At 70.7% G+C, this 26,047-nt stretch carries 21 protein-coding genes; 5 read left to right on the top strand and 16 right to left on the bottom strand.

Annotation, left to right across the window (positions count from 1 at the left end; translation table 11 throughout):
* Positions 1 to 7: 7 nt before the first annotated feature.
* The 10 genes from IF46_RS0113555 to IF46_RS0113510 all read right to left on the bottom strand — a co-directional run bounded on the left by IF46_RS0113555 (position 8) and on the right by IF46_RS0113510 (position 10,001).
* Complete coding sequence (locus IF46_RS0113555) at positions 8 to 1,060, bottom strand: substrate-binding domain-containing protein (protein WP_030488682.1); 1,053 nt, start codon at positions 1,058 to 1,060, stop codon at positions 8 to 10.
* Positions 1,061 to 1,157: 97 nt separating this feature from the next.
* A complete protein-coding gene (locus IF46_RS0113550) occupies positions 1,158 to 2,285 on the bottom strand; it encodes an ABC transporter permease (RefSeq protein WP_030488681.1) in 1,128 nt (375 codons plus the stop codon).
* Positions 2,282 to 3,790 (bottom strand): sugar ABC transporter ATP-binding protein, encoded by a 1,509-nt coding sequence (locus IF46_RS0113545; RefSeq protein WP_030488680.1) that lies wholly within the window; start codon positions 3,788 to 3,790, stop codon positions 2,282 to 2,284. The genes IF46_RS0113550 and IF46_RS0113545 overlap by 4 nt, the downstream gene beginning before the upstream one ends.
* A 133-nt stretch (positions 3,791 to 3,923) precedes the next feature.
* Positions 3,924 to 5,102: an ROK family protein gene (locus IF46_RS0113540; RefSeq protein WP_030488679.1), complete on the bottom strand. Its 1,179-nt coding sequence runs from the start codon at positions 5,100 to 5,102 to the stop codon at positions 3,924 to 3,926.
* Between the two features lie 265 nt (positions 5,103 to 5,367).
* Positions 5,368 to 6,387: a YihY/virulence factor BrkB family protein gene (locus IF46_RS0113535; protein ID WP_030488678.1), complete on the bottom strand. Its 1,020-nt coding sequence runs from the start codon at positions 6,385 to 6,387 to the stop codon at positions 5,368 to 5,370.
* Between the two features lie 63 nt (positions 6,388 to 6,450).
* Positions 6,451 to 7,260 (bottom strand): ABC transporter permease, encoded by an 810-nt coding sequence (locus IF46_RS0113530; RefSeq protein WP_030488677.1) that lies wholly within the window; start codon positions 7,258 to 7,260, stop codon positions 6,451 to 6,453.
* 26 nt (positions 7,261 to 7,286) lie between these two features.
* A complete protein-coding gene (locus IF46_RS0113525; protein WP_051723892.1) occupies positions 7,287 to 8,075 on the bottom strand; it encodes an ABC transporter permease in 789 nt (262 codons plus the stop codon).
* A 257-nt stretch (positions 8,076 to 8,332) separates the two neighbouring features.
* The gene (locus IF46_RS0113520; RefSeq protein WP_030488675.1) at positions 8,333 to 8,524 is read right to left on the bottom strand and encodes a DUF397 domain-containing protein; all 192 of its coding nucleotides are present in this window, start codon (positions 8,522 to 8,524) and stop codon (positions 8,333 to 8,335) included.
* Positions 8,515 to 8,874, bottom strand: coding sequence for a Scr1 family TA system antitoxin-like transcriptional regulator (locus IF46_RS35165; RefSeq protein ID WP_232234032.1), 360 nt, complete (start codon positions 8,872 to 8,874; stop codon positions 8,515 to 8,517). Before IF46_RS35165 ends, IF46_RS0113520 begins: the two co-directional genes overlap by 10 nt.
* 194 nt (positions 8,875 to 9,068) lie before the next feature.
* The gene (locus IF46_RS0113510) at positions 9,069 to 10,001 is read right to left on the bottom strand and encodes an ABC transporter ATP-binding protein (RefSeq protein WP_030488673.1); all 933 of its coding nucleotides are present in this window, start codon (positions 9,999 to 10,001) and stop codon (positions 9,069 to 9,071) included.
* 141 nt (positions 10,002 to 10,142) lie between these two features.
* Between IF46_RS0113510 and IF46_RS0113505 the strand changes: the two genes are divergently transcribed.
* Positions 10,143 to 12,404 carry a TRAP transporter fused permease subunit gene (locus IF46_RS0113505; RefSeq protein ID WP_030488672.1) on the top strand — a complete coding sequence of 754 codons (2,262 nt, stop codon included), beginning with the start codon at positions 10,143 to 10,145 and terminating at the stop codon, positions 12,402 to 12,404.
* Positions 12,401 to 13,408, top strand: a complete 1,008-nt coding sequence (locus IF46_RS0113500) for a TAXI family TRAP transporter solute-binding subunit (RefSeq protein ID WP_030488671.1) — start codon at positions 12,401 to 12,403, stop codon at positions 13,406 to 13,408. Before IF46_RS0113505 ends, IF46_RS0113500 begins: the two co-directional genes overlap by 4 nt.
* A gap of 10 nt (positions 13,409 to 13,418) precedes the next feature.
* On the opposite strand, the gene IF46_RS0113495 is transcribed toward IF46_RS0113500, so the two are convergent.
* Both IF46_RS0113495 and dnaG read right to left on the bottom strand, forming a co-directional pair.
* Positions 13,419 to 13,955, bottom strand: a complete 537-nt coding sequence (locus tag IF46_RS0113495; protein WP_030488670.1) for a hypothetical protein — start codon at positions 13,953 to 13,955, stop codon at positions 13,419 to 13,421.
* Entirely contained in the window at positions 13,956 to 15,836 is a 1,881-nt protein-coding gene (gene dnaG / locus IF46_RS0113490; RefSeq protein ID WP_030488669.1) for a DNA primase, read from the bottom strand.
* A 135-nt stretch (positions 15,837 to 15,971) separates the two neighbouring features.
* Here dnaG and IF46_RS0113485 point away from each other — a divergent pair, with 135 nt between their 5' ends.
* Positions 15,972 to 17,177 carry a low temperature requirement protein A gene (locus IF46_RS0113485; protein ID WP_030488668.1) on the top strand — a complete coding sequence of 402 codons (1,206 nt, stop codon included), beginning with the start codon at positions 15,972 to 15,974 and terminating at the stop codon, positions 17,175 to 17,177.
* A gap of 7 nt (positions 17,178 to 17,184) precedes the next feature.
* Here IF46_RS0113485 and IF46_RS0113480 read toward each other — a convergent pair whose 3' ends face one another.
* From IF46_RS0113480 to IF46_RS0113470, 3 genes are read right to left on the bottom strand one after another with little or no spacing between them, the layout of a single operon-like run.
* On the bottom strand, positions 17,185 to 18,033 hold the full coding sequence (locus tag IF46_RS0113480; RefSeq protein WP_030488667.1) for a siderophore-interacting protein: 849 nt from the start codon (positions 18,031 to 18,033) through the stop codon (positions 17,185 to 17,187).
* A gap of 15 nt (positions 18,034 to 18,048) precedes the next feature.
* Positions 18,049 to 19,314 (bottom strand): deoxyguanosinetriphosphate triphosphohydrolase, encoded by a 1,266-nt coding sequence (locus IF46_RS0113475; protein ID WP_030488666.1) that lies wholly within the window; start codon positions 19,312 to 19,314, stop codon positions 18,049 to 18,051.
* 42 nt (positions 19,315 to 19,356) lie between these two features.
* The gene (locus IF46_RS0113470; protein ID WP_030488665.1) at positions 19,357 to 19,710 is read right to left on the bottom strand and encodes a VOC family protein; all 354 of its coding nucleotides are present in this window, start codon (positions 19,708 to 19,710) and stop codon (positions 19,357 to 19,359) included.
* A gap of 250 nt (positions 19,711 to 19,960) precedes the next feature.
* Here IF46_RS0113470 and IF46_RS0113465 point away from each other — a divergent pair, with 250 nt between their 5' ends.
* Positions 19,961 to 20,461, top strand: a complete 501-nt coding sequence (locus IF46_RS0113465) for a roadblock/LC7 domain-containing protein (RefSeq protein ID WP_036392092.1) — start codon at positions 19,961 to 19,963, stop codon at positions 20,459 to 20,461.
* Between the two features lie 42 nt (positions 20,462 to 20,503).
* On the opposite strand, the gene ppdK is transcribed toward IF46_RS0113465, so the two are convergent.
* The gene (gene ppdK, locus IF46_RS0113460) at positions 20,504 to 23,212 is read right to left on the bottom strand and encodes a pyruvate, phosphate dikinase (protein WP_030488663.1); all 2,709 of its coding nucleotides are present in this window, start codon (positions 23,210 to 23,212) and stop codon (positions 20,504 to 20,506) included.
* A 224-nt stretch (positions 23,213 to 23,436) separates the two neighbouring features.
* Between ppdK and IF46_RS32515 the strand changes: the two genes are divergently transcribed.
* Positions 23,437 to 25,209 (top strand): beta-N-acetylhexosaminidase, encoded by a 1,773-nt coding sequence (locus tag IF46_RS32515; protein ID WP_084597899.1) that lies wholly within the window; start codon positions 23,437 to 23,439, stop codon positions 25,207 to 25,209.
* Positions 25,210 to 26,047 lie beyond the last annotated feature (838 nt).

Below are 26,047 nucleotides of genomic sequence, written 5' to 3'. Positions count from 1 at the left end.
CGGTATGTCAGAACCCGAGCTTGTCGTAGCTGCTCGCGTTCTCCTTGGTGATCGTCTCCGAGGCCAGGGTCACTTCCTTGGGCACCTGCAGCTCCGTCAGGTCGCCCAGACCCCGACCCTGCGCGATGAGCCGCGCGAGGGAAACCGCCGACGAGGCCATCGACGGGTTGTAGGTGACGGTGGCCTTCAGCACGGAGTTGTCGGCCTTGATCGCGTCGATCGCGAGCTTGGAGCCCGCGCCGCCGACCATGAAGAACTCCGACCGGTTGGCCTGCTTGATGGCCGCGAGCACGCCGATGCCCTGGTCGTCGTCGTGGTTCCAGATAGCGTCGATCTTCGGCAGCGCCTGGAGCAGCTGGGCCGCCTCGCGCTGACCGCTGTCCGAGGTGAACTCGGCCGAACGACGGTTCCGCACCGTGAACCCGTAGGTCGCCAGGGCGGCCTTGAAGCCGGCGCTGCGCTCGACGGTCAGCGGGATCTCCAGACCGGCGATCTCACCGATGACCGGGTTGGCGACGCCCTTGTCCTTGAGCATCTTGCCGATGAAGTGCCCGGCCGAGACGCCCATGCCGTAGTTGTCGCCCTTGATGACCAGCCGCGAGGCCAGCGCGTCGGGGAACGCCCGGTCGAGGTTCACGATCGGGATGCCCGCCTGCATCGCCTGGAGGGCAACGGCGTTGACCTCCTTGCCGTCGTGCGGCAGGACGACGATGATGTCCGGCTTCTGGGCGATCAGCGTGCCGAGCGTGGAGCGCTGGGCCTCGGAGTTCGACCCGCCGTCGACCTCCTTGAACTCCACGTCCGAGTAGGCCGCGGCCTGAGCCTTGGCGTTGGCGTGGATGGCGCCCATCCAGCCGTGGTCGGCGGCCGGCGCGGAAAAGCCGATGACGACCTTCTTGCCCGGGGCGTTGTTGCCTTCGCTGTTTCCGGCGGCCTTGGTCTGGGTGCTGGCGGCCGGGGTCTCGTTGCTGGTGCAGGCGGTGAGGAGGGTGGCAGCGCCCACTGCGGCTCCACCGAAGAGCAACCGGCGGCGCGACAGGTCGCGACTGTGCTGGGTCATGAATGACCTCCTGGGAGCGGGATTTGCCTTAATGAGGGTGTGCGCGACCCGGCCACCGTCGAATTTCTCGACGTTGCCAGGACAACGGTGCGGTGCGTCAGGTTGCGGTGGTGACCCTGTTCCGCGCGAGGAGCCGAGTGACTGACTTGAACTGGAACTGCTGGACCAGGACGGCGGCGACGATGATGCCGCCCTTGACCATGTTCTGTGCCTCGATGGAGAGGCCGTTGATGGCGAAGAGATTCGTGATCGTGGCGAAGATGATGACGCCGAGCAGCGAGCCGACGATCGTGCCGCGACCACCGCTGAGCAACGTCCCGCCGATGATCGCCGCGGCGATCGCGTCCAACTCGTACAGGTTGGCCATCGCCGCCTGCGCCGAGGTGGCCTGCGAGGTGAGCATGATGGCGGCGATGCCGCAGCAGAGACCGGAGAGCGCGTAGAGAAGCATGGTGTGCCGGCGGACGTTGATGCCGGCCAGCCGGGCCGCCTCCGGGTTGCCACCGACGGCGATGGTCCGCCGGCCGAAGGTCGTGCGGTTGAGCACGACCCACCCGGCCAGCACGACCGCGCCGAGGATGTAGACGAGGATCGGGATCCCGATCACCTTGCGTGCCGCGATGTCATTGATGAAGGTGCTGCTCGACACCTGGGTCTGCTTGTTGGAGATCGACGCCGCGAGACCACGTGCGGCCACCAGCATCGCGAGCGTCGCGATGAAGGGGACCAACCGCCCGTACGAGATGAGCACCCCGTTGACGAGGCCGACGCAGATGCCGACCACGAGAGCGGTGAAGATCATGCCGGCGGCGCCGTAGCTCTGGGTGGCCACCGTGGTGCACCAGACCCCGGCCAGCGCGAGGATCGCACCGACCGACAGGTCGATGCCGCCGCCGATGATCACGAAGGTCATGCCGACCGTGACCACACCGACGACCGAGGCCAACTGAAGGATGGCCAGGACGTTGTTCCAGACCCAGTTCGGGTCGCCGTACAGGTCGGGCTTGGTGACCGCGCCGACCAGGATGAGCGCAGCCAGCACCCCGACCAGACCGAGGTTGCGCTTGGCGCCGTCGCCACCGTCACCCCGCCACCAGGAGAGCTTGCCCGTGGATGCTGCTTTATCGCTGGCCACCGCCGTCTCCGCCGGGTCCACCGGCGGCGACTGCGCCGGAAGCTGCGGGCGCTCCGGTGTCGCGGTGGGAGTGGGAGTCGCGTCGCTCATGCCGGTGCGCCTTCCATCAAGGACCCCGCCATAACGAGGTCAAGCACAGTGTTCTCATCGAGTTCGCCGGCCGCGGCTTCGCGGACGACCCGCCCTTCCCGCATGACCAGCACCCGGTCGGCCAGACCCAGCACCTCGGGCACCTCGCTGGAGACCAGCAGCACCCCCACGCCCTGAGCGGCCAATGCCCGGATGACCTGGTAGAGCTCAGCCCTGGCACCCACGTCCACGCCTCGGGTCGGCTCGTCGAGAAGCAGCAACTTGGTGCCGCCGAGCAGCCAACGCCCGACCACCACCTTCTGCTGGTTGCCGCCGGACAGCGTGCGTACCGGCCGGTCGACGTCCCGGGGCCGCAGCTCCAGGGTCTCGGCGATCCGGTCCGCCTCGGCGCGTTCCTTGGCGGCATTGGTGAAGCCGAGCCGCGCGTACCGGCCGAAGGTGGCCAGCGTGACGTTGCGGTAGATCGGCTCGCCGAGCAGCAGCGCCTGGCTCTTGCGTTCCTCCGGGGCCATCCCCATCCCGGCCCGCACCGCCGCGCCGACGCCGGCGCGGAGCGCCTTCCCGTCCATCCGCACCGTGCCGGCCTCCGCGAGGCGGGCACCGTAGATCGTCTCCAACAGCTCGGAACGACCGGAGCCGACCAGCCCCGCGATGCCGACGATCTCCCCGGCCCGCACGTTCAGCGAGACGTCGGCGAACTCACCCGCCCGGGTCAACCCCTCCACCTGGAGCAGGTCAGCACCGACCGAGTCGTCGGTCGGCCGGTCCGGGAAGACGTACTCGATGGTGCGGCCGGTCATCCGGCTCACCAGGTCGCGGGTCGGGGTGTCCCGCGCTGGCAGGTTCGCCGCCGTGGTCCGGCCGTCCTTGAGTACGGTGACCCGGTCGCCGATCTCGCGGATCTCCTCGAGCCGGTGCGAGATGTAGATGACGGCGATGCCCTGCGCGGTCAGCTCCCGGATGATCCGGAACAGGTTGCCGACCTCGTCGTGGGCCAGCACCGCGCTCGGCTCGTCCATGATGATCAGTCGGGCCTCGTGCGACAGCGCCCGCGCCATGCTGACGATCTGCTTACCGGCTGCCGGCAGCGACCGGACCATCCGCCCGGGCGGGATCTCACCGTGGCCGAGCCGGCTGAGGATCTGCCGGGTGTGTCGGGCCATCCGGCCGCGCCGAACGAACCCGAAGCTGCGGTACTCGTGCCCGAGGAACGCGTTCTCCGCCACCGACAGATCCTCGACGAGGTCGAGTTCCTGGTAGATCGTGGCGATACCGGCTTTCATGGCGGCCTGCGGGTTGGCGAACGTGGCCGGCTCGCCGCGCCACTCCACCTGCCCGGAGTCCGGTTGGTGCACCCCGGCGAGCACCTTGATGAGGGTGGACTTGCCCGCGCCGTTCTGCCCGAGCAGGCAGTGCACCTCGCCGGCACGCACCTCCAGCTGCACGCCGTCGAGCGCGCGTACGCCGGGGAAGGTCTTGACCACATCGGTGAGGCGCAGGACCACCTCGCCCGCGACGGTGTCGGCGGGAGCCTCGACCAGCGGCGCCTCGGCGACGGCCTCGGCCGACGCGGTGGCGGGGTCATCCTCGGGCAGGGCCACAGTCTCCTCCTCGCTCACGACGGAATTCCGAACAGCTTCATGCGGCTTCCCCGAAGGCGACGTCGCTCGCGAGCACCGCAGCGCCGGTGACACCGGCACGGCCGCCCAGCTCGGACAGGACGACGGGAAGGTTGCCGGTGGCCAGTGGCAGTGACCGGCGGTAGACCACACTGCGGATCTCGGCGAGCAGGATGTGCCCGAGCTGGGCCAGCCCGCCGCCGATCACGATCATCGACGGGTTGGTGAAGCTGACCAGGCCGGCGAGGACCCCGCCGACGCGCCGGCCGCCGTCACGGATCAACTGGATGCAGGTCACGTCGCCCTCGACGGCACCCTCGGCGACGTCCAGTGCGGTGACCACCCCACGCAGGGCCAGCCGCTCGGCCAGCGCCGGCGACGTCCCACTGCGGGCGGCGGCCGCCGCGTCCTTGGCCAACGCGGCACCGCTGAACAGCGCCTCCAGGCAGCCGACGTTGCCACAGGAACACATCGGACCGTGCGAGTCGACCTGGATGTGGCCGATGTCGCCAGCGCAGCCGTCGGTGCCCCGGTAGACCTCGCCGGTGAGGTAGATGCCGCACCCGATGCCGGTGCCGATCTTGATGAAGAGGAAGTCGTCCACCGAGTGCGCGACCCCGCCGTGCCGCTCACCGATCGCCATGATGTTGACGTCGTTGTCGACCACCGCCGGGCAGCCATGCTCCCGGCTGAGCAGCTCGCGCACCGGGAACCGGTCCCAGCCCGGCATGATCGGCGGAGACACCGGTGTGCCGTCGCGGAAACTGACCGGCCCGGGTACGCCGATGCCCACCGCGTCCAGCCGCTCGTACGCGCCGTCGACCCGGGCCTTGTGCAGCAGCTCGTTGACCCGTTGCAGGGTCACCTTCGGGCCGTTGCGAATGTCGGCCGTCTCGGCGTAGTGGGCCACCGGTTCGAGACGGCCGTTAACCACCTCGACATCCATCGAACTGGCACCGAGGTCGACGGCGGCGAAGCGCAGCTTCGGGTTCAGCTCGACAAGCGTCGAGCGACGCCCACCCCGGGACGCGGCGAGCCCCGCCTCGGCGACGTAACCCAGCGCTACCAGGCGATCCAGCTCGGCCAGCATGCGCGGGCGCGGCATCTGGAGGCGGTCGCCCAGCTCGGCCCGGGACACGGCGCCCTCGTCGCGGAGCAACCGCAACAGTCGCACGTGCAGAGGGTCGACGGTGCGCACCAGGAGGCCCCTATTCATTGGCAACGTTCACATCGACGCAACGTCGAGGTGTTGTGTCCGACACAGTAGGAGCGCTCTGCACCGCGTGTCCAGAGCTTCAACCGTTCCGAGATGAACTTTTGTCCGAAAGAACAAAAGCTACTAGTCGATCAAGAAAAGGATTACGGGCCGCCCGCGTCCGCTCGCCGGCAGTTCCATCGACGGACACAAAACCGCCCCACCAGCCGGTCCTCGGTGGTGGGGCGGTCGGTACGGCGCGGCGCGATCAGCGGCGGCCGGCGGAGTTGCGCTTCTTGCGGAGCTTGCGATCGTCGCGCAGCTCGACGTACGGCTCGTCGTCGACGGCGTGCCCGGCCGCGATGGCCCGACCCCGCTCCAACTCGGCGTCTAGCTCGGCCCCTAGCAGGATCGCGATGTTGCTCAGCCAGAGCCACACCAGAAAGATGATCACGCCGGCGAGCGCCCCGTAGGTCTTGTCGTACGAGCCGAAGTTGCTCACGTAGAAGGCGAAGAGGCCGGAGATCGCCAGCCAGATCACCACGGCCAGCACCCCACCCGGGCTGACCCAGCGGAAACCGCCGTGCCGGGCGTTCGGTGAGGCCCAGTAGAGGATCGCGAACATCAGGCTGACCAGGATCAGCAGCACCGGCCACTTGGCGATGCCCCACACCGTGACCGCCGTCGAGCCGAGGCCGACCACGTCACCCACCGCCTCGGCCAGGCGGCCGGTGAAGACCACGATCACCGCGCTGGCCAGCAACAGCACCCCGATCACCGCGGTCACGCCGAGGCGGATCGGCAGCGTCTTCCAGATCGGCCGACCCTCCGGCACGTCATAGATGGTGTTCGAGGCCCGCATGAACGCGCCGATGTAGCCGGACGCGGACCAGAACGCGGCCAGCACACCGATGATCGCCGCGAGGCTGGCCAGCCCGCCGTTCTCCTGGGCCGTGCGGATCGCATCGTTGATGATCTGCTGGACGCTGTCGTTGGGCACCGCCTGGTTGACAGTGTCCCGGACGCCGTTCGTGGCACTCTCACCGAGCAGCCCGAGGATCGAGATCAGCACCAGCACGCCGGGGAAGATGGAGAGCACCCCGTAGTAGGTCAGCGCCGCCGCCCAGTCGGTCAGGCTGTCGTCCTGGAATTCGGTGACCGTGCGCCGCAACGCCGCCTTCCAGCCGCTGCCGGGCAGATCGGTGGGGCTGTCCGGCCCGGCGTCGGGCCCGACCGGCACGCTGGCATCGGCACGCTCCCGGCGGGCGGCAGACTCGTCAGAGGTCATCGCCCCTCCTCATCGTCGGTGGTCTCACCTCCGACATGCCCCGTTGGCGGGCGCCGATAACCCCTATTTGTAGAGCAACCTGCCCATTCGGCGCGAGGCCACCAGCAGGCCGAGGGCCATCATCGCCAGTAGGTAGAGCACGTCGAGCAGCCAGACCCACCCACCGTCACCCAGCGCGAGGCCGCGGACCAGGTGCACCGAGCGGTAGAGCGGGGTGATCTCGACCAGCCAGTGCAGCAGGGTCGGATAGGCCTGCGCCGGCACGAAGGTGCCGGAGAAGAGGAAGAGCGTGAACTGCGCGGAGCCCACCAGGTCGAAATCTTGCCAGCTGCGCATCAAGGTGGAGATCGCCATGCCGAGCGCCCCGAACGCGAAGCCGACAAGCACTGCGGCCGGAAGGGCGGTCAACGCACGCGCGACGCTGGTCAGATCCAGCGCGACCATCACCCCGAGGAACGCCGCCGAGTAGGCGCTGCCCCGCAGCATCGCCCAGCTCAACTCGCCCATGGCGATCTCGAACGGCCGTACCGGGGTAGCGAGCATCCCGTCGTACAGCTTCATGTATTTCATCTTGCCGAAGAAGTTGAAGGTGCTCTCTGCGAGCGCCCCGGTCATCGCCGACGAGGCGAGCATCGCCGGGGCCACGAACGCGGCGTACGAGACCAGCCGCCCATCGGGCAGCGGCAGGTCACCGACGAGCGCACCGACGCCCACCCCGATGGAGAACAGGTAGAGCAGCGGCTCCACGAAGCCGGAGATCAGCAGCAGCCAGTAGACCGACTTCAACGCCGCGACGTTGCGCCCGACCACCGACGCCGACCGCCGGGACGCGGCGGCGACATCGACCAGCCGGGGCAGGATCAGCGTGACCACGACAGCCTCTCTAGATCTCTGGCTCGCTAGACGACGAGCTTGCGACGGAACGCGCGCAGCGCCAGGAACCAGCCAGCGACCGCCCAGGCGGTCAGGTAGAGCAGGTGCCCGACGATCGACCACTCGGGGGCGACGCCGAGCGTGGCCGCGCGGCACAGGTCCACGGCGTGCCACAGCGGCGTCGCGTACGCCAGCCACCGCAGCGCGTCCGGCAACGACTCGACCGGGAAGAACACCCCGGCGAAGAGCGTCATCGGAATGACCGCAAACCGGAACAGCATCCCGAGCCAACTGTCGCTCGACACCGACGCCGCGTACGCGAAGGTCGGCGCGGCGACGGCCAGCCCCAACAACGCCACCACCGGCAGGGTGAGCACCGCCCACGGCGACCGCAACGCCCCGAACACCCCGGTGACCAGCAGGAACGCCGCGATCGTGGTGAGCACCCGGAACAGCACGAAGGCCAGGTGCCCGGCCACGATGTCACCCACCCGCAGCGGCGACGCGCCCTGCGCGAAGTACGTCTTGATCCATTGGAAGTTGCTGAAGACCGGCCAGGTCGAGTCACCGACGGTCACCTGGAGCGCGGTCGAGGCGATCAGCCCGGGGACCAGCCAGTCGAGGTAACGCACCCCGCCGACGCCCTGGTCGATGTAGGCGCCGACGCCGAACCCGAAGCCGAGCACGGTCAGCACCGGCAGCAGGAACGAGGAGAACACCCCGGCCCGCCAGGTGCGCCGCAGACCCACCAGGTAGTGCTCGAACACCGCAGACGCCGGCACCCACGGCAACCGCGCCGATCTCGCCACACTCACACGACCACCCCCGTCCCGACCTTCCTACCCCTGGGGTACGACAGAACGCCGGTCACCCTACGACGACCTCGTCGCCGTGTCGCCCGGGTTTCGCCGCGCAGCCCTAGGCCCCGTTCGTTGATCGACCCGGCCCCGCTCGTTGATCGACCCGGCCCCGCTCGTTGATCGACTCGGTTTTCAGGAAGTCGCGGTGTCAGAGCCGCCCGGATGCCGCGACTTCCTGGAAGCCGAGTGGATCTAGACAGTGCGGCCGCTATCTACCTGGACAACGCGTCGGAACCGACGAACACGCGCCACGCGTCGGGCGGGAAGACCAACACGGGGCCGGTCGGGTCCTTGGAGTCACGAACGGCCACCAGCCCAGCCAGGTTGGCAGCGACCTCCACACAGGCACCGCCGCTGCCGTTGCTGCGGGTGCTCTTGCGCCACCGGGCTCCGCTCAGCTCCATGTCTCCGCCACTTCCGCGATCAGGTCGAGGGACTGCTGCTGCGATAGTGCCTCACCCCGGATCGACTCCCACACCTCGACCATCTGACGGACGTAGTCGGCGCGGTCGATGACCTGCCCGTGACGCTGGCCAGCGAGATAGACAAGATCTTCTCCCTGTGACGAACTAGCGATCACGAACGGTCCCCCGAGCCCAGCGTAAGCACCGGCGGGGATCGGAACTACCTGGATTCGGACCGTGCCGTGGCCGTGCCGCAGCCGCCCTGTTGATCGACTCGGAGGTCTCCGCAGCGCCGGGCTACCCCGGCGCACAGAAAACCGAGTCGGTCCCCTGCAGATCGCGCGCGACATGAGCAGCGGACTCAGGCACCGGCACGTTGGGGCCGACCCGGCGAACCGCTCACGCGCCGCCGCCTATGAACGGTCGAGGCGCACGGGTCCACCAGCTTCACCATGTGGCGAAACCGCACCTGGGCCAGAGCCCGTTGAGCGGCGACCGCCGGCAGATCAGCGGTGCGACACTGCCGACGATCAGCCGGTGCCCGTCAGTCGACCAGGGTGCGGCCGGTCAGGTGCAGGAAGACGTCCTCCAGGCCGCTGCGCCGGACCAGCACGTTAGCCGGCTGGAGCCCCAACGCGGCGACCTCGGCGACCGCCGCGTCGCCGTTGGCCACGTAGAGCAGGACCCGGTCGGGCAGCACCTCGACCCGCTCCCCCAGCCCGTCGAGCTTGCCGGCGAACGGCTCCTGCGACTCGGCGGCGAAGCGCAGCTCGACCACCTCGCGGGTCGAGTGCTGCTCGATCAACGCCCGGGGCGAGCCCTCCGCGACGATCCGCCCGCCGTCCATCACCACCAGCCGGTCGCAGAGCTGCTCGGCCTCGTCCATGTAGTGGGTGGTGAGCACCAGCGTGACGCCCTGCTGCTTGAGCCGGAACAGCCGCTCCCACACCAGGTGCCGGGCCTGCGGGTCGAGCCCGGTGGTCGGCTCGTCGAGCAGCACGATCTCCGGATCGTTGACCAGAGCGCGGGCAATGGTCAGCCGACGCTTCATCCCACCGGACAGCGGCTCGACCTTGCTGTCGGCCCGCTCGGTGAGCTGAACGAAGTCGAGCAGCTCGGCGGCCCGCTCCCGGGCCGCCCGCCGCGAGATGCCGAAGTAGCGGGCGTAGACGGTCAGGTTTTCCCGGACGGTCAGCTCCGGGTCGAGATTGTCCAGCTGGGGGCAGACACCGAGACGCGCCCTGATCGCCGGCCCGTCAGTTACCGGATCCATGTCGAGGATGCGCAGCTCACCCCCACTGGGCGGGGAGACGCAGCCGACCATCCGCATGGTGGAGGACTTGCCCGCGCCGTTGGGCCCGAGGAAGCCGAACGCCTCACCCGGGCGCACCTCGACATCGATGCCGTCCACGGCGGTGAAGTCACCGAACCGCTTCACCAACCCGCGCGCCTGAATCAGTGGTCGCCCCGAAGTCACCGCCCGACCCTAGCCGCCAGGTCCGACAGCCCTCCACGCAAATACGCGCGTACGACCGGCCGCCGTCGGCGTCCGGACCAGCGACGGCGAAACGCCGGTCGATGCCCTACCCGTCAGCCAATCGACGTGTATCGTCCTTTCGTGTCGTCCATCAGCTCGCCCGATGGTTCGCCATCACCCGCCCGACCAGCCAACTCTTCCGACGCCAGGCCCCCAACGAGCCCCGACGCCAGGCCCCCAACGAGCCCCGACGGCGGGCCTACCGCAGGCCCCGACGGCAGGCCGCCCCGACCGCGTACAGCAGCCGACCCGGTAGCACCTGGCGACGCCGAGCGGGCGACCCGCGACCTGGCCGCACAGTTCGAGGAGGAGAAGCCCGGCCGGGTCCTGTCCGGGCCGGCGGGCCTGCTCCTCACCACGGCGGCGCTGGCGGTCGGCACCCTCGCCCTCTGGCAGGTGTTCCGACCCCTGTCGCAGGGCAGCAAATATTATTTGATCATCTTCTTGGCCGGCGTACTCCCGCTGGTCTTCCTCGCCTACCCGGCCGACCTGCGGCTCCCCGCCCGCCTGCGCAGCCGGCGTCGCCGCGCCAGCGAGACGCCCGCGTCGACGCGACCCACCGTGACCGACTGGGTCCTGGTCGCCCTGGCGGTGGCGGCCTGCCTCTACCCCGTCCTGCCGGTGCGGATCGGCAGCGGTGGGGGCGGCTACAACGCGTTCCTCGATCGGCAGGGCCTGCTGGCACCGACCGATCTGGTGCTGGGCACGGTGCTCCTGCTCCTGCTGCTCGAAGCCTGCCGGCGTACGACCGGTTGGGTCCTGCCCGCGGTCTGCCTGCTGTTCCTCGGCTACGGCTACTACGGCGGGCTGTTGCCGCAGTCCTGGCCGGTCGCCCACGCCGGGCTCGACTTCAGTCAACTTGTCGACGCGTTCTACAACTCCGACAGCGGCTTCTACGGCACGCCGCTCGACGTGGCCGCGTCGTACATCGTGCTGTTCACCATCTACGGCGCAGCGCTGGAGCTGTCCGGGGCCGGGCGGTTCTTCGTCGAGCTGTCGGCTGCGGCGTTCCGGCGCTCACGGACCGCCGCCGGCCGGACGGCGGTGGCCTCCGGCTTCCTGCTCGGCACCGTCTCCGGCTCCGGCGCGGCGACGACGGTGAGCATCGGCGCGGTCACCTGGCCGCTGCTACGTCGCGCCGGCTACCCCCCGGAGCGGGCCGGCGGCATGCTCGCCGCGGCCGGGGTGGGCGCGATCCTGTCCCCACCCACCCTGGGTGCGGCGGCGTTCATCATCGCCGAGTACCTGGGCGTCTCGTACCTCCAGGTGCTGGGCTGGGCCACCGTCCCGACGGTGCTCTACTACCTCGGCATCCTGCTCGCCGTGGAGATCGATGCGCGCCGCTCCGGGGTACGCCCCGTCGTGATCGACGTCGGCTCACCCTGGCGTCTGCTGGCCCGGCTCGGCTACCACTTCGCCTCGCTGGTCGCCATCATCGTCTTCCTCGCGGTCGGTGTGTCCGCGACGAAGGCGGTCGTCTTCGCCATTGTGCTCACCGTCGCGTTGTCGTTCCTGGACAGCACGAAGGGCCGTGCGCACTGGCTCACCCCGGCCCGGCTGGTGACCGCGCTCGGCACCGGCGTACGCGGCGTCCTCGCCGTCACCGCGGTCTGCGCCGCCGCCGGCATCATCACGGCGACCACCACGAAGACCGGCCTCGGGCCGCAGGCGGCGGCGCTGCTGATCGGCGGGGCGAAGGCGGCCACCTCGGACCCGACGCTGGTGCTGGTGCTCACCGCGCTGCTCGCCGCCGCCGCACTCACCCTGCTGGGGCTGGCCGTGCCGGTCACCGCCTCGTTCGTGATCGGTTGGGTGATCGTCGGCCCGGCCCTGCTCGACCTGGGCGTGACCGCACCGGCGGCGGCGATGTTCGTCTTCTACTTCGCGGTCCTGTCCGAGGTGTCCCCACCGACCGCGCTCGCCGCGGTGGCCGCCGCCGCGGTCACCGGCGGCCGGCTGGTGCCGACCATGTGGCAGACCCTGCGGTACGCGCTGCCGGCGTACCTGACCCCGATCGCGTTCGTCATCACGCCGGCCGGGCTCGGTCTGCTCGGCATCGGCGGCGTCCAGCGGATCGCCTTCGCCGCCGTGGTCACCGCGCTCAGCGTGGCGGTGCTGGCCGTCGCCGCCGGCGGCTGGCTGCCCGGTGTGGGCCCGGCCGGCGCACCGGAACGCGTCATCGGTGCCGTCGCCGGAGTCACCCTGCTCTGGCTCGAACCCGTGCCGGTCACGGTCGGCGCGGCGCTGGCCGCCGTGGCGGCGGTGGGCGTGTTCATCCGACGCGCAACCGCCGCTCGGCCATCGTCCGGATCACCAGCCAATCCTGTGGAGGAACAACTGTGAGACGAATCGACGTACGGCTCGCGGCGGGCCTGGGCGTGCTCGCCCTCGTCACCGGCTGCGGAGGTCAGCAGGGCGGCGCGGCCACTGACGACACGGCCAGCGAGGTCACCTGCGAGGTGGCCCAGGCGACCCGCGTCGGCATCGCCACCGGCAATGCGACGGGCGTCTACTACGTGGTCGGCAACGCCCTGGCCGGGCAGTTGTCCGGGGCGACCGGCGGCAAGCTCACCGGCACCGCCGCCGAGACCGGCGCCTCGGTGCAGAACGTCGAGCAGCTGGTCGGCGGCCAGTACGACGTGGCGTTCTCGCTCTTCGACACGGCGGTCAACGCGGTCCAGGGCAAGGGCAGCTTCACCGCTGCGCAGCCGGTGCAGGCGCTGGCCCGCATCTACGACAACTACACCCAGGTGGTGGTCCGTAAGGACTCCGGGATCACCTCGGTGGCCGACATGCGCGGCAAGCGGATCTCCACCGGCTCACCGAAGTCCGGCACCGAGGTGATCGCCAACCGACTGTTGGAGGCCGCCGGCCTCGACCCGGCCAAGGACGTCCGGGCGCAGCGACTGGACCTGACCAAGACGGTCGAGGGGGTCAAGGACGGCAGCGTCGACGGCTTCTTCTGGTCCGGTGGTCTGCCCACCGGGGGCGTCACCGACCTGTTCACCACCGCCGGCGACGCGGTGAAGTTCGTCGACATCTCGCCGTTGCTGCCGAAGATGACCGAGCTGAGCCCCGCCTACCAGGCCGGGACGATCGGACGGGACGCGTACCGGACGGCCACCGACACCCCGACCATCGTCGTACCCAACGTGCTGCTGGTCCGCAAGGACCTCGACGCCAACGTCGCCTGCGCGATCACCAAGACGGTCTTCGACAAGCGGGATTCGCTGGCCCAGGCGAATCCCGCCGCCCGGGGCATCTCGCTGGAGACCGCCCGCAAGACCGAGCCGGTGCCGCTGCATCGCGGCGCCGAAAAGGCGCTGAAGGACCTCGGCGCCAACTGACCCGGCCGAGTCAGCCGTCGGCCGGCGCGGTGGCGGCGCGGGCCACGCCGACCAGGCGGTCGGTCTCGGCGAGCACCGCCTCGTCGTCTGTCGGCGTGCCGGGGTCGAGTCGGACCGTCCAGGTCAGACCGTCGACCCCGGCCACGCGCCGGGCCGCGACCCGCGCCGCGCCGCCGGGCACCGGCTGGTGCTCGGTGTACGCGACCGAGCGGGTCACCCGTGCCCGCACCTGGTGCGGCAGCTCCCCCGGGTCGAGCAGCAGGTACGTCTCGGCCGGACAGTCGGCGACCAGCGTGTAGCCGTCCCGCTCGACGACGGGCTCGGCGGGGGTGACGGCCAGCTCGCGGCCGGACCAGACCGCCTTGAGGATGAGGTGCCAGCCGAGCCGGTGCCCTCGACCGGGCAGCCACAACCCGAGGTTGGTGGCGACCACCACCCCGTCGCCCTCGCCGTTGCCGGCGGCCGCCCAGGCCAACACCCGCTCGTCGGCGGTCAGCGGCGGCCGGTCGGCCGGCGGCAGCTTGGGCTTGCGGCTGAACAGTCCCATCTAGAGGCCTCCCGCAGCCTGCTCGCGCAGCGCCCGGGCGTGCTGCTCCAGGGAGAGCAACTCGCCGAAGGCGGCGAAGTACTCGTCCTTGTTGTTGACCGGGTTGATCCGCTGGATGCGTGACTTGAGGTCCCGGATCCGGGAGGTCACCGACCCGAACTGCACCCGGGCCATGGTGATCGACACGTAGCGCGGGTCCGCTTCGCCGTCGATCCGCAGCGGCTCGACGGCCAACTCGCCGACCAGCGCCGCCGCGGCCAGATCCTCGCAGGCGTCGCGGACCGACTCGATCCAGACCGCGCCGCCGGTCGCCGACACGGCCCCGCCGGCCACCGCGATGGCCGTACGCACCGCGACGTGCACCGGGTGGCGGTATTCGGTGGCCTCGACCGCATCGAACATCGGCCCGGCCAGGACCGGCTGCTGGAGGGCGAGCTTCAGCGCCTCCCGCTCGACCATCGATTGCGGGTTGTCCAGGACCGGCTCAGGGCGAGCAGAAGCGGGCCGGGCGGCAGGCGCGGCGTCGCGGGCACCGGGCGGCGGGGTGTTGGCGGCGGCGAGCACCGCCCGCTGCACCGGCTCGATCTCCATGCCAAGGTCCATGGCGAGCTTGCGGACGTACTCGGGGCGCTTTTCCCGGTCTTTCAGTCGCGCGACAAGTGGCGCGGCGTGGCGCATCGCCTCGACCCGGCCGTCGACGGTGTCCAGGTCGAAGCGGCCGATCACGTGCCGCAGCGCGAAGTCGACGAGCGGCTCGCGGCGGGCGACCAGGTCACGCACCGCCAGGTCGCCCTTGGCCAGCCGCAGATCGCACGGGTCCATGTTGTCCGGGCTGACCGCGATGAAGGTGCGCCCGACGAAGCGCTGATCGTCTTCGAAGGCGCGCAGCGCGGCCTTCTGCCCGGCGGCGTCACCGTCGAAGGTGAAGATGATCTCGCCGGCCACCTCGTCGCTGTCGAACAGGAGCCGACGCAGCACCGAGATGTGGTCCGCCGCGAAGGCCGTGCCGCAGGTCGCCACCGCTGTGGTCACCCCGGCGAGGTGGCAGGCCATCACGTCGGTGTAACCCTCGACGATCACCGCTCGGCCCTGCTTGGCGATCTCCCGCTTTGCCTGGTCGATGCCGTAGAGCACGTGCGACTTCTTGTAGATCGGCGTCTCGGGGGTGTTCAGGTATTTCGGGCCGTCGTCGTCATCGAAGAGCTTGCGCGCGCCGAAGCCGATCACGTCCCCGGCGAGGTCGCGGATCGGCCAGAGCAGCCGGCGGCGGAACCTGTCGATCAGGGTGCCGGAGCGGGACTCCCGGGACAGCCCCGCGGTGACCAGCTCCTGGTGGGTGAAGCCCTGCTGGCGCAGGTGCTTGGTGAGCGGGTCCCAACCCTCCGGCGCGAAGCCACAGCCGTAGCGCTCGGCGGCGGCCCGGTCGAAGCCCCGTCGGGCCAGGAACTCCCGGGCCGGTCGGGCGCCAGCGGTGCCGAGCTGCGCCCGGTAGAACTCGACGGCGGCGGCGTGCGCGGCGACCAGGCGCTGCCGCTGACCCTGCTGCGGGCGGGGACGCGGGGTGCCCTTGTCGTCCTCGATGTAGCGCAACTGGATGCCGGCGCGGCCGGCCAGCCGCTCGACGGACTCCACGAAGCTGAGGTGGTCGGCGTCCATCAGGAACTTGATCGCGTCGCCGCCGGCCCCGCAGCCGAAGCAGTACCAGACGTTGCGGGCCGGGGAGACGTTGAACGACGGAGACTTCTCGTCGTGGAACGGGCACAGGCCCTTGAGGTTGCCGCCGCCAGCGGACTTCAGGGTGACGGTCTCGGAGATCACATCCCCGATCGAGGTGCGTTCCCGGACCAGTGCGATGTCCTCGTCCCGGATCCGCCCAGCCATGCGCCACCCCCTCGCCGTACATCCTGCCCTGCCGGACCGACGACACGCCGGCCGGGGGACGCCGGTGTGGCGGCCACCGCTGCCGGCTGGGCGGTTCCGGCCCGCAGGCCGGCTTTGCCCGGGGACCATGACCAGATGCGCCGGGTACGGACCGAAGCTCCCCGCCTGCCGAGATGGCTGACCGGCCGGGTAGGGCTACCCGGGCAGGCCCCGCAGACCGACGAGTCCGGCCAACGCCACGCCACCTGGCTGGAACTCTTCCTCGACCTCATCTTCGTGTACGCGCTGGCGGCGGTGGTGGGCCGGCTGGGCAACGACCCGACCCCGTCGCCGAGCGCCGTGCTGGCCGTGATCGGGCTCTTCGTGGTCATCCAGTGGGCCTGGCTGGGGCAGGTCTACTACGACACCCGGTTCGACCCGGACGACGCGCTGCACCGACTGCTGGTGCTAGTCGCGTTGGTCGGCGCGGGTGCGATGACCCTCGGGGTCGACGAGGTTCCGGAGAGCGTGCTCCTGCCGGTCGGGTACCTGATCGTGCGGGGCGTGCTGCTCCTGCTGTACCTGCGGGCCCGTCCGACCAGCCCGATGGCCCGGATGGTGACGACGGTCTACCTGATCGGCTTCGGGTCGGGCTGGCTGATCTGGCTGGTGTCACTGGCCGTGCACACCGAGCTGCGCCCGGTCCTGTGGATCGTCGCGATGGTCGTCGAGCTGGCCACGCCCTGGGTCGGTGTGCGCTGGCTCAACCGCTGGCCGGTGGACAACCGGCACCTGCCGGAACGGATCGGGCAGTTCACCATCATCGTGCTGGGTAGCTCGCTGGCCAGCCTGCTCTTCGCCGTGCCGGACCACCCCAGGCCATACATGATCCTCACGGCCGCGATGGCCTTCCTGATCCCGGCGGCCGTCTGGTGGGTCTACACCACCTTCGTCACCACCCGCCTGATCCAGAGTCGGCTGCGCGGGGGCCAGGCATACAGCTACCTGCACATTCCGCTCGGCGGCGCGCTGCTGCTGCTCGGCTGGGCGCTCGGGCAGGTGGTCCGGCTGGTCGACGACAACGCGACCCGGCTGCCGCTGGAGTTGCGGCTGCTGCTGGGCGCCTCGATGGTGCTGTGGACAGCCTGCGGGCTCGCCCTGTACTGGCTGTGGACCCGCCCGAGCGCCGCCCGGTTGGCGATCGCCGCCTACGGGGCAGCCTCGGTCAGCGTGATCAGCGCGACCGTGCACCAACCGAGGCTGATGCTGTGGCTGCTCTCCGCGGCAATCGTCGGGTACGCCGTACTGCTCAGCCGGCGACTGGTCCGGGCCGGCGAGACCAGCCGGCCACCCGAGGGATGAACGACCCTCAGGCCGCCGCGACAACCTCCGCGACGGCCTCGTCATCGGCCGTCACCTGCCGGTTCCAGTCGGCCTTGGTGGAGCGCCAGCCCTCGTCGTCCATGCCGCGCCGCCAGTAGCCGGAGATGGAGAGCCGGTCGAGGGGTATGCCCCGCTCGCCGCGCAGCAGCCGGCGCAACTCCCGAACGAAGGCGGCCTCGCCGTGCACGAACGCGTGCACCTGACCGGCCGGGAACTCCAACGCCCGCACCGCCGCGACGAGCGCCTCGCCCACCGGCCGTGCGCCGCGATGCAGCCAGGTCAGCTCGACCGCTCCGGGGCTGAGCAGCTTCTGCTCCTCCGCCGGGTCGCCGATCTCCACGAAGACGTGGGCTGGGGCGCCCAGGGGCAGCCGCTCCAGCGCGGCGGCGATCGCCGGCAGGGCGCTCTCGTCACCGACCAGCAGATGCCAGTCCGCCTCCGGGCTCGGGGCGTACGCCCCGCCGGGGCCGACGAAGTGCACCGGATCGCCGGGGCGCAGCGCGGCAGCCCACGGCCCGGCCAACCCCTCGTCGCCGTGGTGCACCACGTCGACGGTCAGCTCCGCGGCCGCCGCATCCCAGCGCCGCACCGTGTACGCGCGCAGCCGGGGCCACTGCTCCCGGGGCAGGTCCCGGCGGATCGCGGCGAGGTCCAACGGCTGCGGGTACGCGACACCCGGCTGCGGGAACACCACCTTGATGTAGTGGTCGGTGAACTCGCCCACCGGCAGGCCCACCAGGTCGTCCCCGCCGAGGACGAGCCGGATCAGGTGCGGGGTGGGCCGCTCGGTGCGCAGCACCCGGGCCGAGGTGACGTTCCTGGGGCGTTCCGTCATGCCAGTTAGGCTAGCCTAAGCTGGCCCGTGATCGCTCGGCGGTGCACCCGCGCCGACCAGCCGGGTGTGCCAGGTCACCGCCGCCGGGTCGGTGAGAGAGGCGACCTGGTCGATCACCACCCGCAGTCTGGCCGTGTCGTCCGGGGCGGCCCGCCACAGCGGGGCGAAGATCGGGTCGAGCCCTTCCGGAGCACGCCGGACCAGCGCCGCGACCAGCTCGGCCAGCATCGTCCGCTGCCGCTCATAGCGCCCTTGGAAGCCGCTGCGCCGCATCACGTACCGCAGCGCGATGCCCTTGAGCAGGGCGCACTGCGCCCGGACCAGTCGGGGCACCACCAGGTCGGCGGCATAGCGGCGGTGCGGGCCGGGACCGAAGCGCTCCTGGGTGGCATCCACCGCCGCGGACACGAACAGCCCGGTCACCCCACTGGTGGTGGCCTTCAACGCGACCTGCGCGCGATGACTGCCGTCGTACCCGGCAAGCGGGGCGAGCAGCGGGCCGGCCAGCAGATCGACCAGCACCTCGGCCAGGTCGTCCGCCGACTCCCCGGAGTAAACGGCGGCCACGTCGGCGCAGAGCGCGGCCCGCTCGTCCGCGTCGCTGAGCAGCGGTAGCAGCGTGACGTACCCGCCGTGGATGCCGTCCTCCACGTCGTGCACCGAGTACGCGACGTCGTCGGCCCAGTCCATCACCTGGGCCTCCAGGCAGCGCCGGTCACCGGGCGCACCGGCCCGGATCCAGTCGAAGACGGCTCTGTCGTCGGCGTACACCCCGAACTTGCGCTCCCCGGGCCGGCGCGGCCAGGGGTACTTGCCGATCGCGTCGAGCGACGCCCGGGTCAGGTTCAGCCCAGCCGACGAGCCATCCGGGGCGAGCACCTTCGCCTCCAGGCGAGTCAACACCCGCAGGGTCTGCGCGTTGCCCTCGAAGCCGCCGCACGGCGAGGCGAGCAGGTCCAGGGCAGCCTCACCGTTGTGCCCGAACGGCGGGTGCCCGAGGTCGTGCGCCAGCCCCGCCACGTCCACCACGTCCGGGTCGCAGCCCAGCCGGGCACCCATCTCCCGGGCGATCTGCGCCACCTCAAGCGAGTGGGTCAGTCGCGTACGCAGGAAGTCGTCGGAGCCGGCGGTGTGCACCTGGGTCTTGGTGGCCAGCCGGCGAAACGCCGCCGAATGAAGCACCCGGGCCCGGTCGCGCTCGTACGGCGACCGGCGATGCCCGGTGCCCTTGGGCGGCTCCTCGACCAACCGGGCGTCCGCCGCCCCCGGCTCACTCTCCACGCAGCCGCCGTTGTTCGCGACTGCGGGGCTCGCAGAACCGGCTCACTCCTCGCGCTCACGCAAGACGCAGAACTCGTTGCCCTCCGGGTCGGCCAGCACCGTCCACTCGACGTCGCCCTGACCGATGTCGACGTGCCGGGCGCCCATGTCGACCAGGCGCTCGACCTCGGCCTCCTGGTTGGCGGGGCGCAGGTCGAGGTGCAGCCGGTTCTTGCGTTCCTTGGCTTCGGTCACGGGCACGAAGACCAGGCCGGGCAGGCGATCCGCGGACTGGCGGATCTCCACCTCGTCCGGGCTCTCGGTGACGATCTGGTAGCCGAGCGCCTCGGCCCACCAGCGGGCGAGTCGGGCCGGATCGAGGGCGTCGACAGTCAGGCTCTCCCAGACGCTTGTCATGCAGTCACCCTTCCCGTTCGGCGCCGTGCCCAATCGGCCGTGCGCGAGCGAGCCAAGATTACGCCCGCCCCTACTCGACCCGCCCACGACGCATCGACGAGAAGCACACAACCACCGATTGGCCCGCAGTTGTCAACCGATTGCCGAGGGTTACGGGCTCGCGGACGGAAGTGGCCGCCGGTAGCGTTCCCAGCGCGGAACGTGACCAGCCGACTGACAGGCAGAGCCCAACCGGTTAGGGGTGCTCCTCGTGGACGCAGACACGGTGGTGGAGACGGAGCTACGCAGGCTGCGCCAACGCCGACCGGAGATCGCCGGAACGGTGTTGGCCGGCACCGACGGGCTACTCATCTCCAGCGACCTGCCCAGCACCGACGCCACCCATCTCGCCGCGCTCGCCGCGGCCAGTTTCGGGCTCGGTAAGCGGGTGTCCGACACGGTCGGCCGAGGCGAGTTCCGCGAGTCGGTCGTCTGCACGACCGCCGGCTGCGTGGTGACCTACCCGGTCGGGCGCAGTGCCCTGCTGACCCTTGTCACCGTCTCGGCGCCGGGGGATCTGGAGGCGCTGCACGAGGAGGCGCGTGCCGTGGCCCGTCGGGCAGGCTCCTTCTTGGACGTTCGCGGCACGAGCATGGGCGCAACCTCGGTGCCGGACGCGCACGCCCCGCTGGCCACGCGTACCCCGATGGCGACCCTGCCGGCGCAGTTGCGCCGCTCGTCCCGACCTACCTGGCGTCGTCCACCGATCTGAGCACCGGCGGCGGCCGGGTGACCGGGCCGCCGCCGGCGCGCGTCAGCGGCTGTCCGACCCGCCGCTCTCCACGACCGCCCGACCGGCCTCCAGCCGGGCCACCGGCACCCGGAACGGCGAGCACGACACGTAGTCCAAGCCGACCTCGTGGAAGAAGTGCACCGAGTCCGGGTCGCCGCCGTGCTCACCGCAGATGCCGAGCTTCAGACCGGGCCGGGCGGCCCGGCCCTCCTCGGTGGCGATCCGCACCAGCCGGCCGACGCCGTCGCGGTCGATCGACTCGAACGGCGAGATGCCGAAGATACCCAGTTCCAGGTACCGCCAGAAGAACGCGCCCTCCACGTCGTCGCGGGAGAAGCCCCAGCCCATCTGGGTCAGGTCGTTGGTGCCGAAGGAGAAGAACTCGGCCGCCTCGGCGATCTGCCCGGCGGTCAGCGCCGCCCGGGGCACCTCGATCATGGTGCCGATCAGCACCTCGACGCCGCTGTCCCCGACCACCTCGGCAATGATCTTCTCGGCCTCGGCGCGGACCGTCTCCAGCTCCTGCACGGCCCCGACCAGCGGCACCATGATCTCCGGCTTCGCCACGCCACCGTTACGGGTGCAGCTCACCGCCGCCTCGGCGATGGCCCGGACCTGCATCGCGAACAGGCCGGGGATGACCAGGCCGAGGCGCACGCCCCGCAGCCCGAGCATCGGGTTCTCTTCGTGCATCCGCCGGACAGCGGCGAGCAGCGCCTCCTCCTTGGCCACGTCCTCGCCGCGTTCCTGAGCGACCGCCACGTTGACGGCGAGTTGCTCCAACGGCGGCAGGAACTCGTGCAGCGGCGGGTCGATGAGCCGGACGGTGACCGGCAGGCCGTCCATCTCGCGGAAGATCTCCTCGAAGTCCGCCCGCTGCAACGGCAGCAGCGCCGCCAGGGCCGCCTCCCGCTCGCCCTCGGCCCGGGCCAGGATCAGCCGCTCGACCAGCTCCCGCCGGTCACCGAGGAACATGTGCTCGGTGCGGCACAGCCCGATGCCCTCGGCGCCGAAGCGCCGGGCCCGGGCCGCGTCCGCGCCGGTGTCGGCGTTCGTGCGGACCGCGAGCCGCCGCTTTCCGTCGGCGTGCGTCATGATCCGGTGTACGGCCCGAACCAGCGCGTTGTCGATGTGCTCGGGGTCGAGGCTGCCCTCGAAGTACTGCACGACCTCGGAGGGCATCACCGGCACCTCGCCGAGGTAGACCTTGCCGGTGGTGCCGTCGATCGAGACGACGTCGCCCTCGTTGACGGTCTGCCCGGCCACGGTGAACCGCTTCGCCGGCACGTTCACCTCGATCTCGTCCGCGCCGGTGACGCAGGTCTTGCCCATGCCCCGGGCCACCACGGCGGCGTGGCTGGTCTTGCCGCCGCGCGAGGTGAGGATGCCCTGCGCGGCGATCATGCCGTTCAGGTCGTCCGGGTTGGTCTCCCGGCGCACCAGGATCACCGACTCACCCTCGGCGGCCAGCTCGACGGCCCGCGCGGAGGTGAAGACCACAGTGCCGGACGCCGCGCCGGGCGAGGCGCCGATGCCCTTGGCGACCGGCTGGAACTCGTGGTCGAGCTGAAAGCGCGGGAACATCAGCTGGGCCAGTTGCGCGCCGTTGACCCGGTGCAGCGCCTCGTCCAGGTCGATCAGGCCCTCGTCGACGAGCTGCCCGGCGATGACGAACGCGGCGGCGGCGGTGCGCTTGCCGACCCGGGTCTGCAACATCCACAGCTTGCCGCGCTCGATGGTGAACTCGATGTCGCAGAGGTCCTTGTAGTGCTCCTCCAGCCGGGCCATGATGCCGAGCAGCTCGTCGTAGGAGGACTTGTCGAGCTGCTCCAGCTCCTGTAACGGCACGGTGTTGCGGATGCCGGCGACCACGTCTTCACCCTGGGCATTGGCCAGGTAGTCGCCGTAGATGCCCTGCGCGCCACTGGCCGGGTCACGGGTGAACGCGACGCCGGTGCCGGAGTCCGGGCCGAGGTTGCCGAAGACCATGGTCACCACGTTGACCGCGGTGCCGAGGTCGGCCGGGATGCGCTCCTGGCGGCGGTAGAGCACCGCGCGCTCGGCGTTCCACGACTCGAAGACCGCGCGGATGGCCAGGTCGAGCTGTTCGCGCGGCTGCTGCGGGAACTCCCGACCGGTGTGCTTCAAGAAGATCTTCTTGTACGCGTCGACAAGCCCACGCAGGTCGTCCGCGTCCAGATCCAGGTCGTTCTGGGTGCCCTTGGCGTGCTTGGCCTCGTCGAGCGCGTGCTCGAACTCCTCGCCCGGCACCTCGCAGACCGTCTTGCCGAACATCTGGATGAGTCGCCGGTAGGAGTCCCAGGCGAACCTGTCGTTGCCCCCCGCCTGCGCGGAGAGCCCGACCACGCTCTGGTCGTTGAGGCCGACGTTGAGGACGGTCTCCATCATGCCGGGCATGGAGAACTTGGCACCGGAGCGGACGGAGACCAGCAACGGGTCCTGCGGGTCACCGAGGCGCTTGCCCATCGCGCGCTCCAACGCCTCCAGGTGCGCCTCGATCTGACCGGCGAGCCCGTCCGGCTCCCGTCCCGTCGCGAGGTACGCCTGACAGGCCTCGGTGGTGATGGTGAAGCCGGGCGGGACAGGCAGGCCCAGGTTGGTCATCTCGGCGAGGTTGGCTCCCTTGCCGCCGAGCAGCTCCTTGAGATCCTTGTTGCCCTCGGAGAAGTCGTAGACGTACTTGTGATCGACGGTCTCTTGCGCTGCCACCAGAGCCTCCACAACACGCGCGCCGGGACGGACACTTAACGAAGGTTCAGTTTTCTTCTTCCCCGGGACGGACCACCGGTAATCCCGGGGTCGACGCCGATCGGTGGGCGAAGGTTAAGCCAACATCGAGCGACCTGAGCCCGTTCGGTGACAATTGGCACAGCCATCACGACTATCCGTGTTCGTACCGGTTTTTGGGAACGCTTCCATGCGCACCATCACGCATGCCCGCCAAGCGCCGTACGCTTGACGGCACGCCAGCTGGTGAACCTCACTTTTGCCATAACCGACGCGAATACACCCCCGGAGTCGCCGCCGTGTCGACCACCCCCTCCCCCGGCCCCACCGCCGTCCCCGCTGCCGCCCCGGTGCCGCTGCCGGCGCGGGAACCAGACGCGGCAACGCTGGCCCGGGCCGCCGAGCGGGCGGCGGGCGAGGTGCTCACCCCGCCGGCCCCGCACCTACTGGCCGACGTGGTCCCCGCACCGCAGCAGGTCCAGCCGGCCCCGGCGGAAAACTGGGCGCTGCCGGCCGAAGCGGTCATCGTGGTCAGCGCCGACCCCGCCGCGCTGGCGGTCGCCGAGCAGCTCGCCCAGCTCCTACGTCCGGCCACCGGTTACCCGCTGCCGGTCACCGACGCCACCGCGCCGGAGCCCGCCGGCGGCATCGCGCTGGTCCTGGACCAGGCCGCCGACCTGGGCGCGGAGGGCTACCGGCTCGCAATCTCCACCACCGGGGTACGCGTCACCGCCGCCACCGCCACCGGCCTCTTCTACGGTGTCCAGACGCTGCGCCAGCTACTGCCGGCGGCGATCGAAAGCCCCGTACCGGTCACCGCACACTGGGCGCTGCCCGGCGGGACCATCACCGACGCACCCCGGTTCCCCTACCGAGGCGCGATGCTCGACGTCGCGCGGCACTTCTTCGCCGTCGAGGACGTGCTGCGGGTGGTCGACCACCTGGCCCGCTACAAGCTCAACCACCTGCACCTGCACCTCACCGACGACCAGGGCTGGCGGATCGCGGTCGACTCCTGGCCGAAGCTGACCACCATCGGCGCAGCGACCGAGGTCGGCGGCGGCCCCGGCGGGCACTACACGAAGGCCGACTACGCGCGGATCGTCTCCTACGCGGCCGCCCGCCACATCACCGTCGTCCCGGAGATCGACCTGCCGGGACACACCAACTCGGCGCTTGTCGCCTACCCCGAGCTGGCACCGGACAAGGTCGCGCCACCGCCGTACACCGGCACCGAGGTCGGCTTCAGCTACGTCGACCCGACCGATGAGCGGACGTACGACTTCGTCGCCGACGTGTTGGGCGAGGTGGCCGCGCTCACCCCCGGTCCCTGGCTGCACATCGGCGGTGATGAGGCGTTCAAGGTGAAGGGCGAGGTCTACACCGGTTTCGTCGAGCGGGTCCAACGCATCGTTGCCGACCTCGGCAAGACCATCGTCGGCTGGCACCAACTCGCACCGGCCGCCCACCTCGACGGGCGGGTCCTGCAGTGGTGGGGCACGAACGGCGAAGACCCCAGCACCGTCGACGCCGTACGCCGGGGCGCCCGACTGATCCTCTCCCCCGGCAACCACGCCTACCTGGACATGAAGTACGCCCCGGACACCCCGATCGGGCACGACTGGGCCGGCCTCATCGACGTGCGAAAGGCCTACGACTGGGATCCGGGCACGCACGTCGCCGGCGTACCCGCCGAGGCCGTGCTCGGGGTGGAGGCCCCGCTCTGGACCGAATCGGTCACCAGCCTGGCCGACATCGAACTCTTGCTCCTGCCCCGCCTCCCGGCCATCGCCGAGCTTGGCTGGTCGCCCCGGGCGACCCACGACTGGGCCGCCTTCCGCGACCGGCTGGCCGGCCAGGGCCCGCGCTGGGCCACGGCCGGGGTCACCTTCCACCACGCGCCCGAGATCCCCTGGCCGACCGCCCCAACCGTGCCGGCACAGCGCAATGTGCCACAGACCGACCCCGCCACGCGCTAGACCTCCAACCCGGTCGCGCGGCCCCATGATCGTGCTCGATCCTGTTGTAGTGGCCTCGTCCGCGCAGTGAGGGGCCTCTTTCCTGGATCGAGCACGATCTTGGAGGGGTTCGGTGCTCGTTGGGGCCAGTGCGCGGTCCGGTACACGGGCCGATACGCGGTCCTGCCTGGTGCGCGGTCCGGTGCTCGGTGCTCGCCGGCCGGCTGTCCGGTTTGGCGGCTTGCGGGGGAGCCCGGGTGCGCTGCCCTTGGGCCGGGACTGGTCTGTGGGCGCAATCAGCCCAGCTGGGCATGATCGGCTCGGGTTTCATGAAGTCGGGGCATCCTCGACCGTGGGACACCGCGACTTCCTGGAACCGGGGTGGATCATGCGGGGCGGAGGGCCGCGGGTGGGGTGGGTTGTCCGGTTTGAGCGTTGGTGTGGGGTGGTCGGGTGCGTGGCAGCCGCCGGGAACATCCGGCAGCCCGCCCCGGTTACCTCCCCCGCACCGCCAAGCACCACACCGGCTCCCGCCACGGAATGATCCGCTGGCTCGGCCGGTTACACACCCCGCACGGCCGAATGATCCGCTGGCCCGCCCCGGTTACACACCCCGCACCACCGAGTACCGCTCCCGCCGGACGCGGAATGATCCGCCGGCCGAGACCGTTACACCCTGACCCGACGCCGACCCCCCTTCACGGGTCGCCGGGCACCCCTCGAACTTTCCCCCGCACGGCCACCCCCCGGATGCCGTCGCGGGCACCCCCGATGCAGAGGAGCACGCCATCATGCGTACCGATCTGATCCGTAAGACCGCACTGACCGCTGCTGGCCTCGCGTTCACCGGCGGCGCCAT

It is taken from the genome of Micromonospora chokoriensis (assembly GCF_000718555.1).
Classification (GTDB): domain Bacteria; phylum Actinomycetota; class Actinomycetes; order Mycobacteriales; family Micromonosporaceae; genus Micromonospora; species Micromonospora chokoriensis_B.
The sequence above is the reverse complement of the archived record's forward strand: the minus strand, read 5'-3'. Positions and strand labels throughout refer to the sequence as shown.

What these genes read in the sequence shown, in the direction of transcription:
- IF46_RS0113470 (WP_030488665.1), bottom strand. Translation starts at nt 19,710, where the DNA reads ATGACAAGCGTCTGGGAGAGCCTGACTGTCGACGCCCTCGATCCGGCC.
- IF46_RS0113520 (WP_030488675.1), bottom strand. Translation starts at nt 8,524, where the DNA reads ATGGAGCTGAGCGGAGCCCGGTGGCGCAAGAGCACCCGCAGCAACGGC.
- IF46_RS0113485 (WP_030488668.1), top strand. Translation starts at nt 15,972, where the DNA reads ATGCGCCGGGTACGGACCGAAGCTCCCCGCCTGCCGAGATGGCTGACC.
- IF46_RS0113550 (WP_030488681.1), bottom strand. Translation starts at nt 2,285, where the DNA reads ATGAGCGACGCGACTCCCACTCCCACCGCGACACCGGAGCGCCCGCAG.
- dnaG (WP_030488669.1), bottom strand. Translation starts at nt 15,836, where the DNA reads ATGGCTGGGCGGATCCGGGACGAGGACATCGCACTGGTCCGGGAACGC.
- IF46_RS0113555 (WP_030488682.1), bottom strand. Translation starts at nt 1,060, where the DNA reads ATGACCCAGCACAGTCGCGACCTGTCGCGCCGCCGGTTGCTCTTCGGT.
- IF46_RS32515 (WP_084597899.1), top strand. Translation starts at nt 23,437, where the DNA reads ATGCCCGCCAAGCGCCGTACGCTTGACGGCACGCCAGCTGGTGAACCT.
- IF46_RS35165 (WP_232234032.1), bottom strand. Translation starts at nt 8,874, where the DNA reads ATGTCGCGCGCGATCTGCAGGGGACCGACTCGGTTTTCTGTGCGCCGG.
- IF46_RS0113535 (WP_030488678.1), bottom strand. Translation starts at nt 6,387, where the DNA reads ATGACCTCTGACGAGTCTGCCGCCCGCCGGGAGCGTGCCGATGCCAGC.
- IF46_RS0113495 (WP_030488670.1), bottom strand. Translation starts at nt 13,955, where the DNA reads ATGGGACTGTTCAGCCGCAAGCCCAAGCTGCCGCCGGCCGACCGGCCG.
- IF46_RS0113480 (WP_030488667.1), bottom strand. Translation starts at nt 18,033, where the DNA reads ATGACGGAACGCCCCAGGAACGTCACCTCGGCCCGGGTGCTGCGCACC.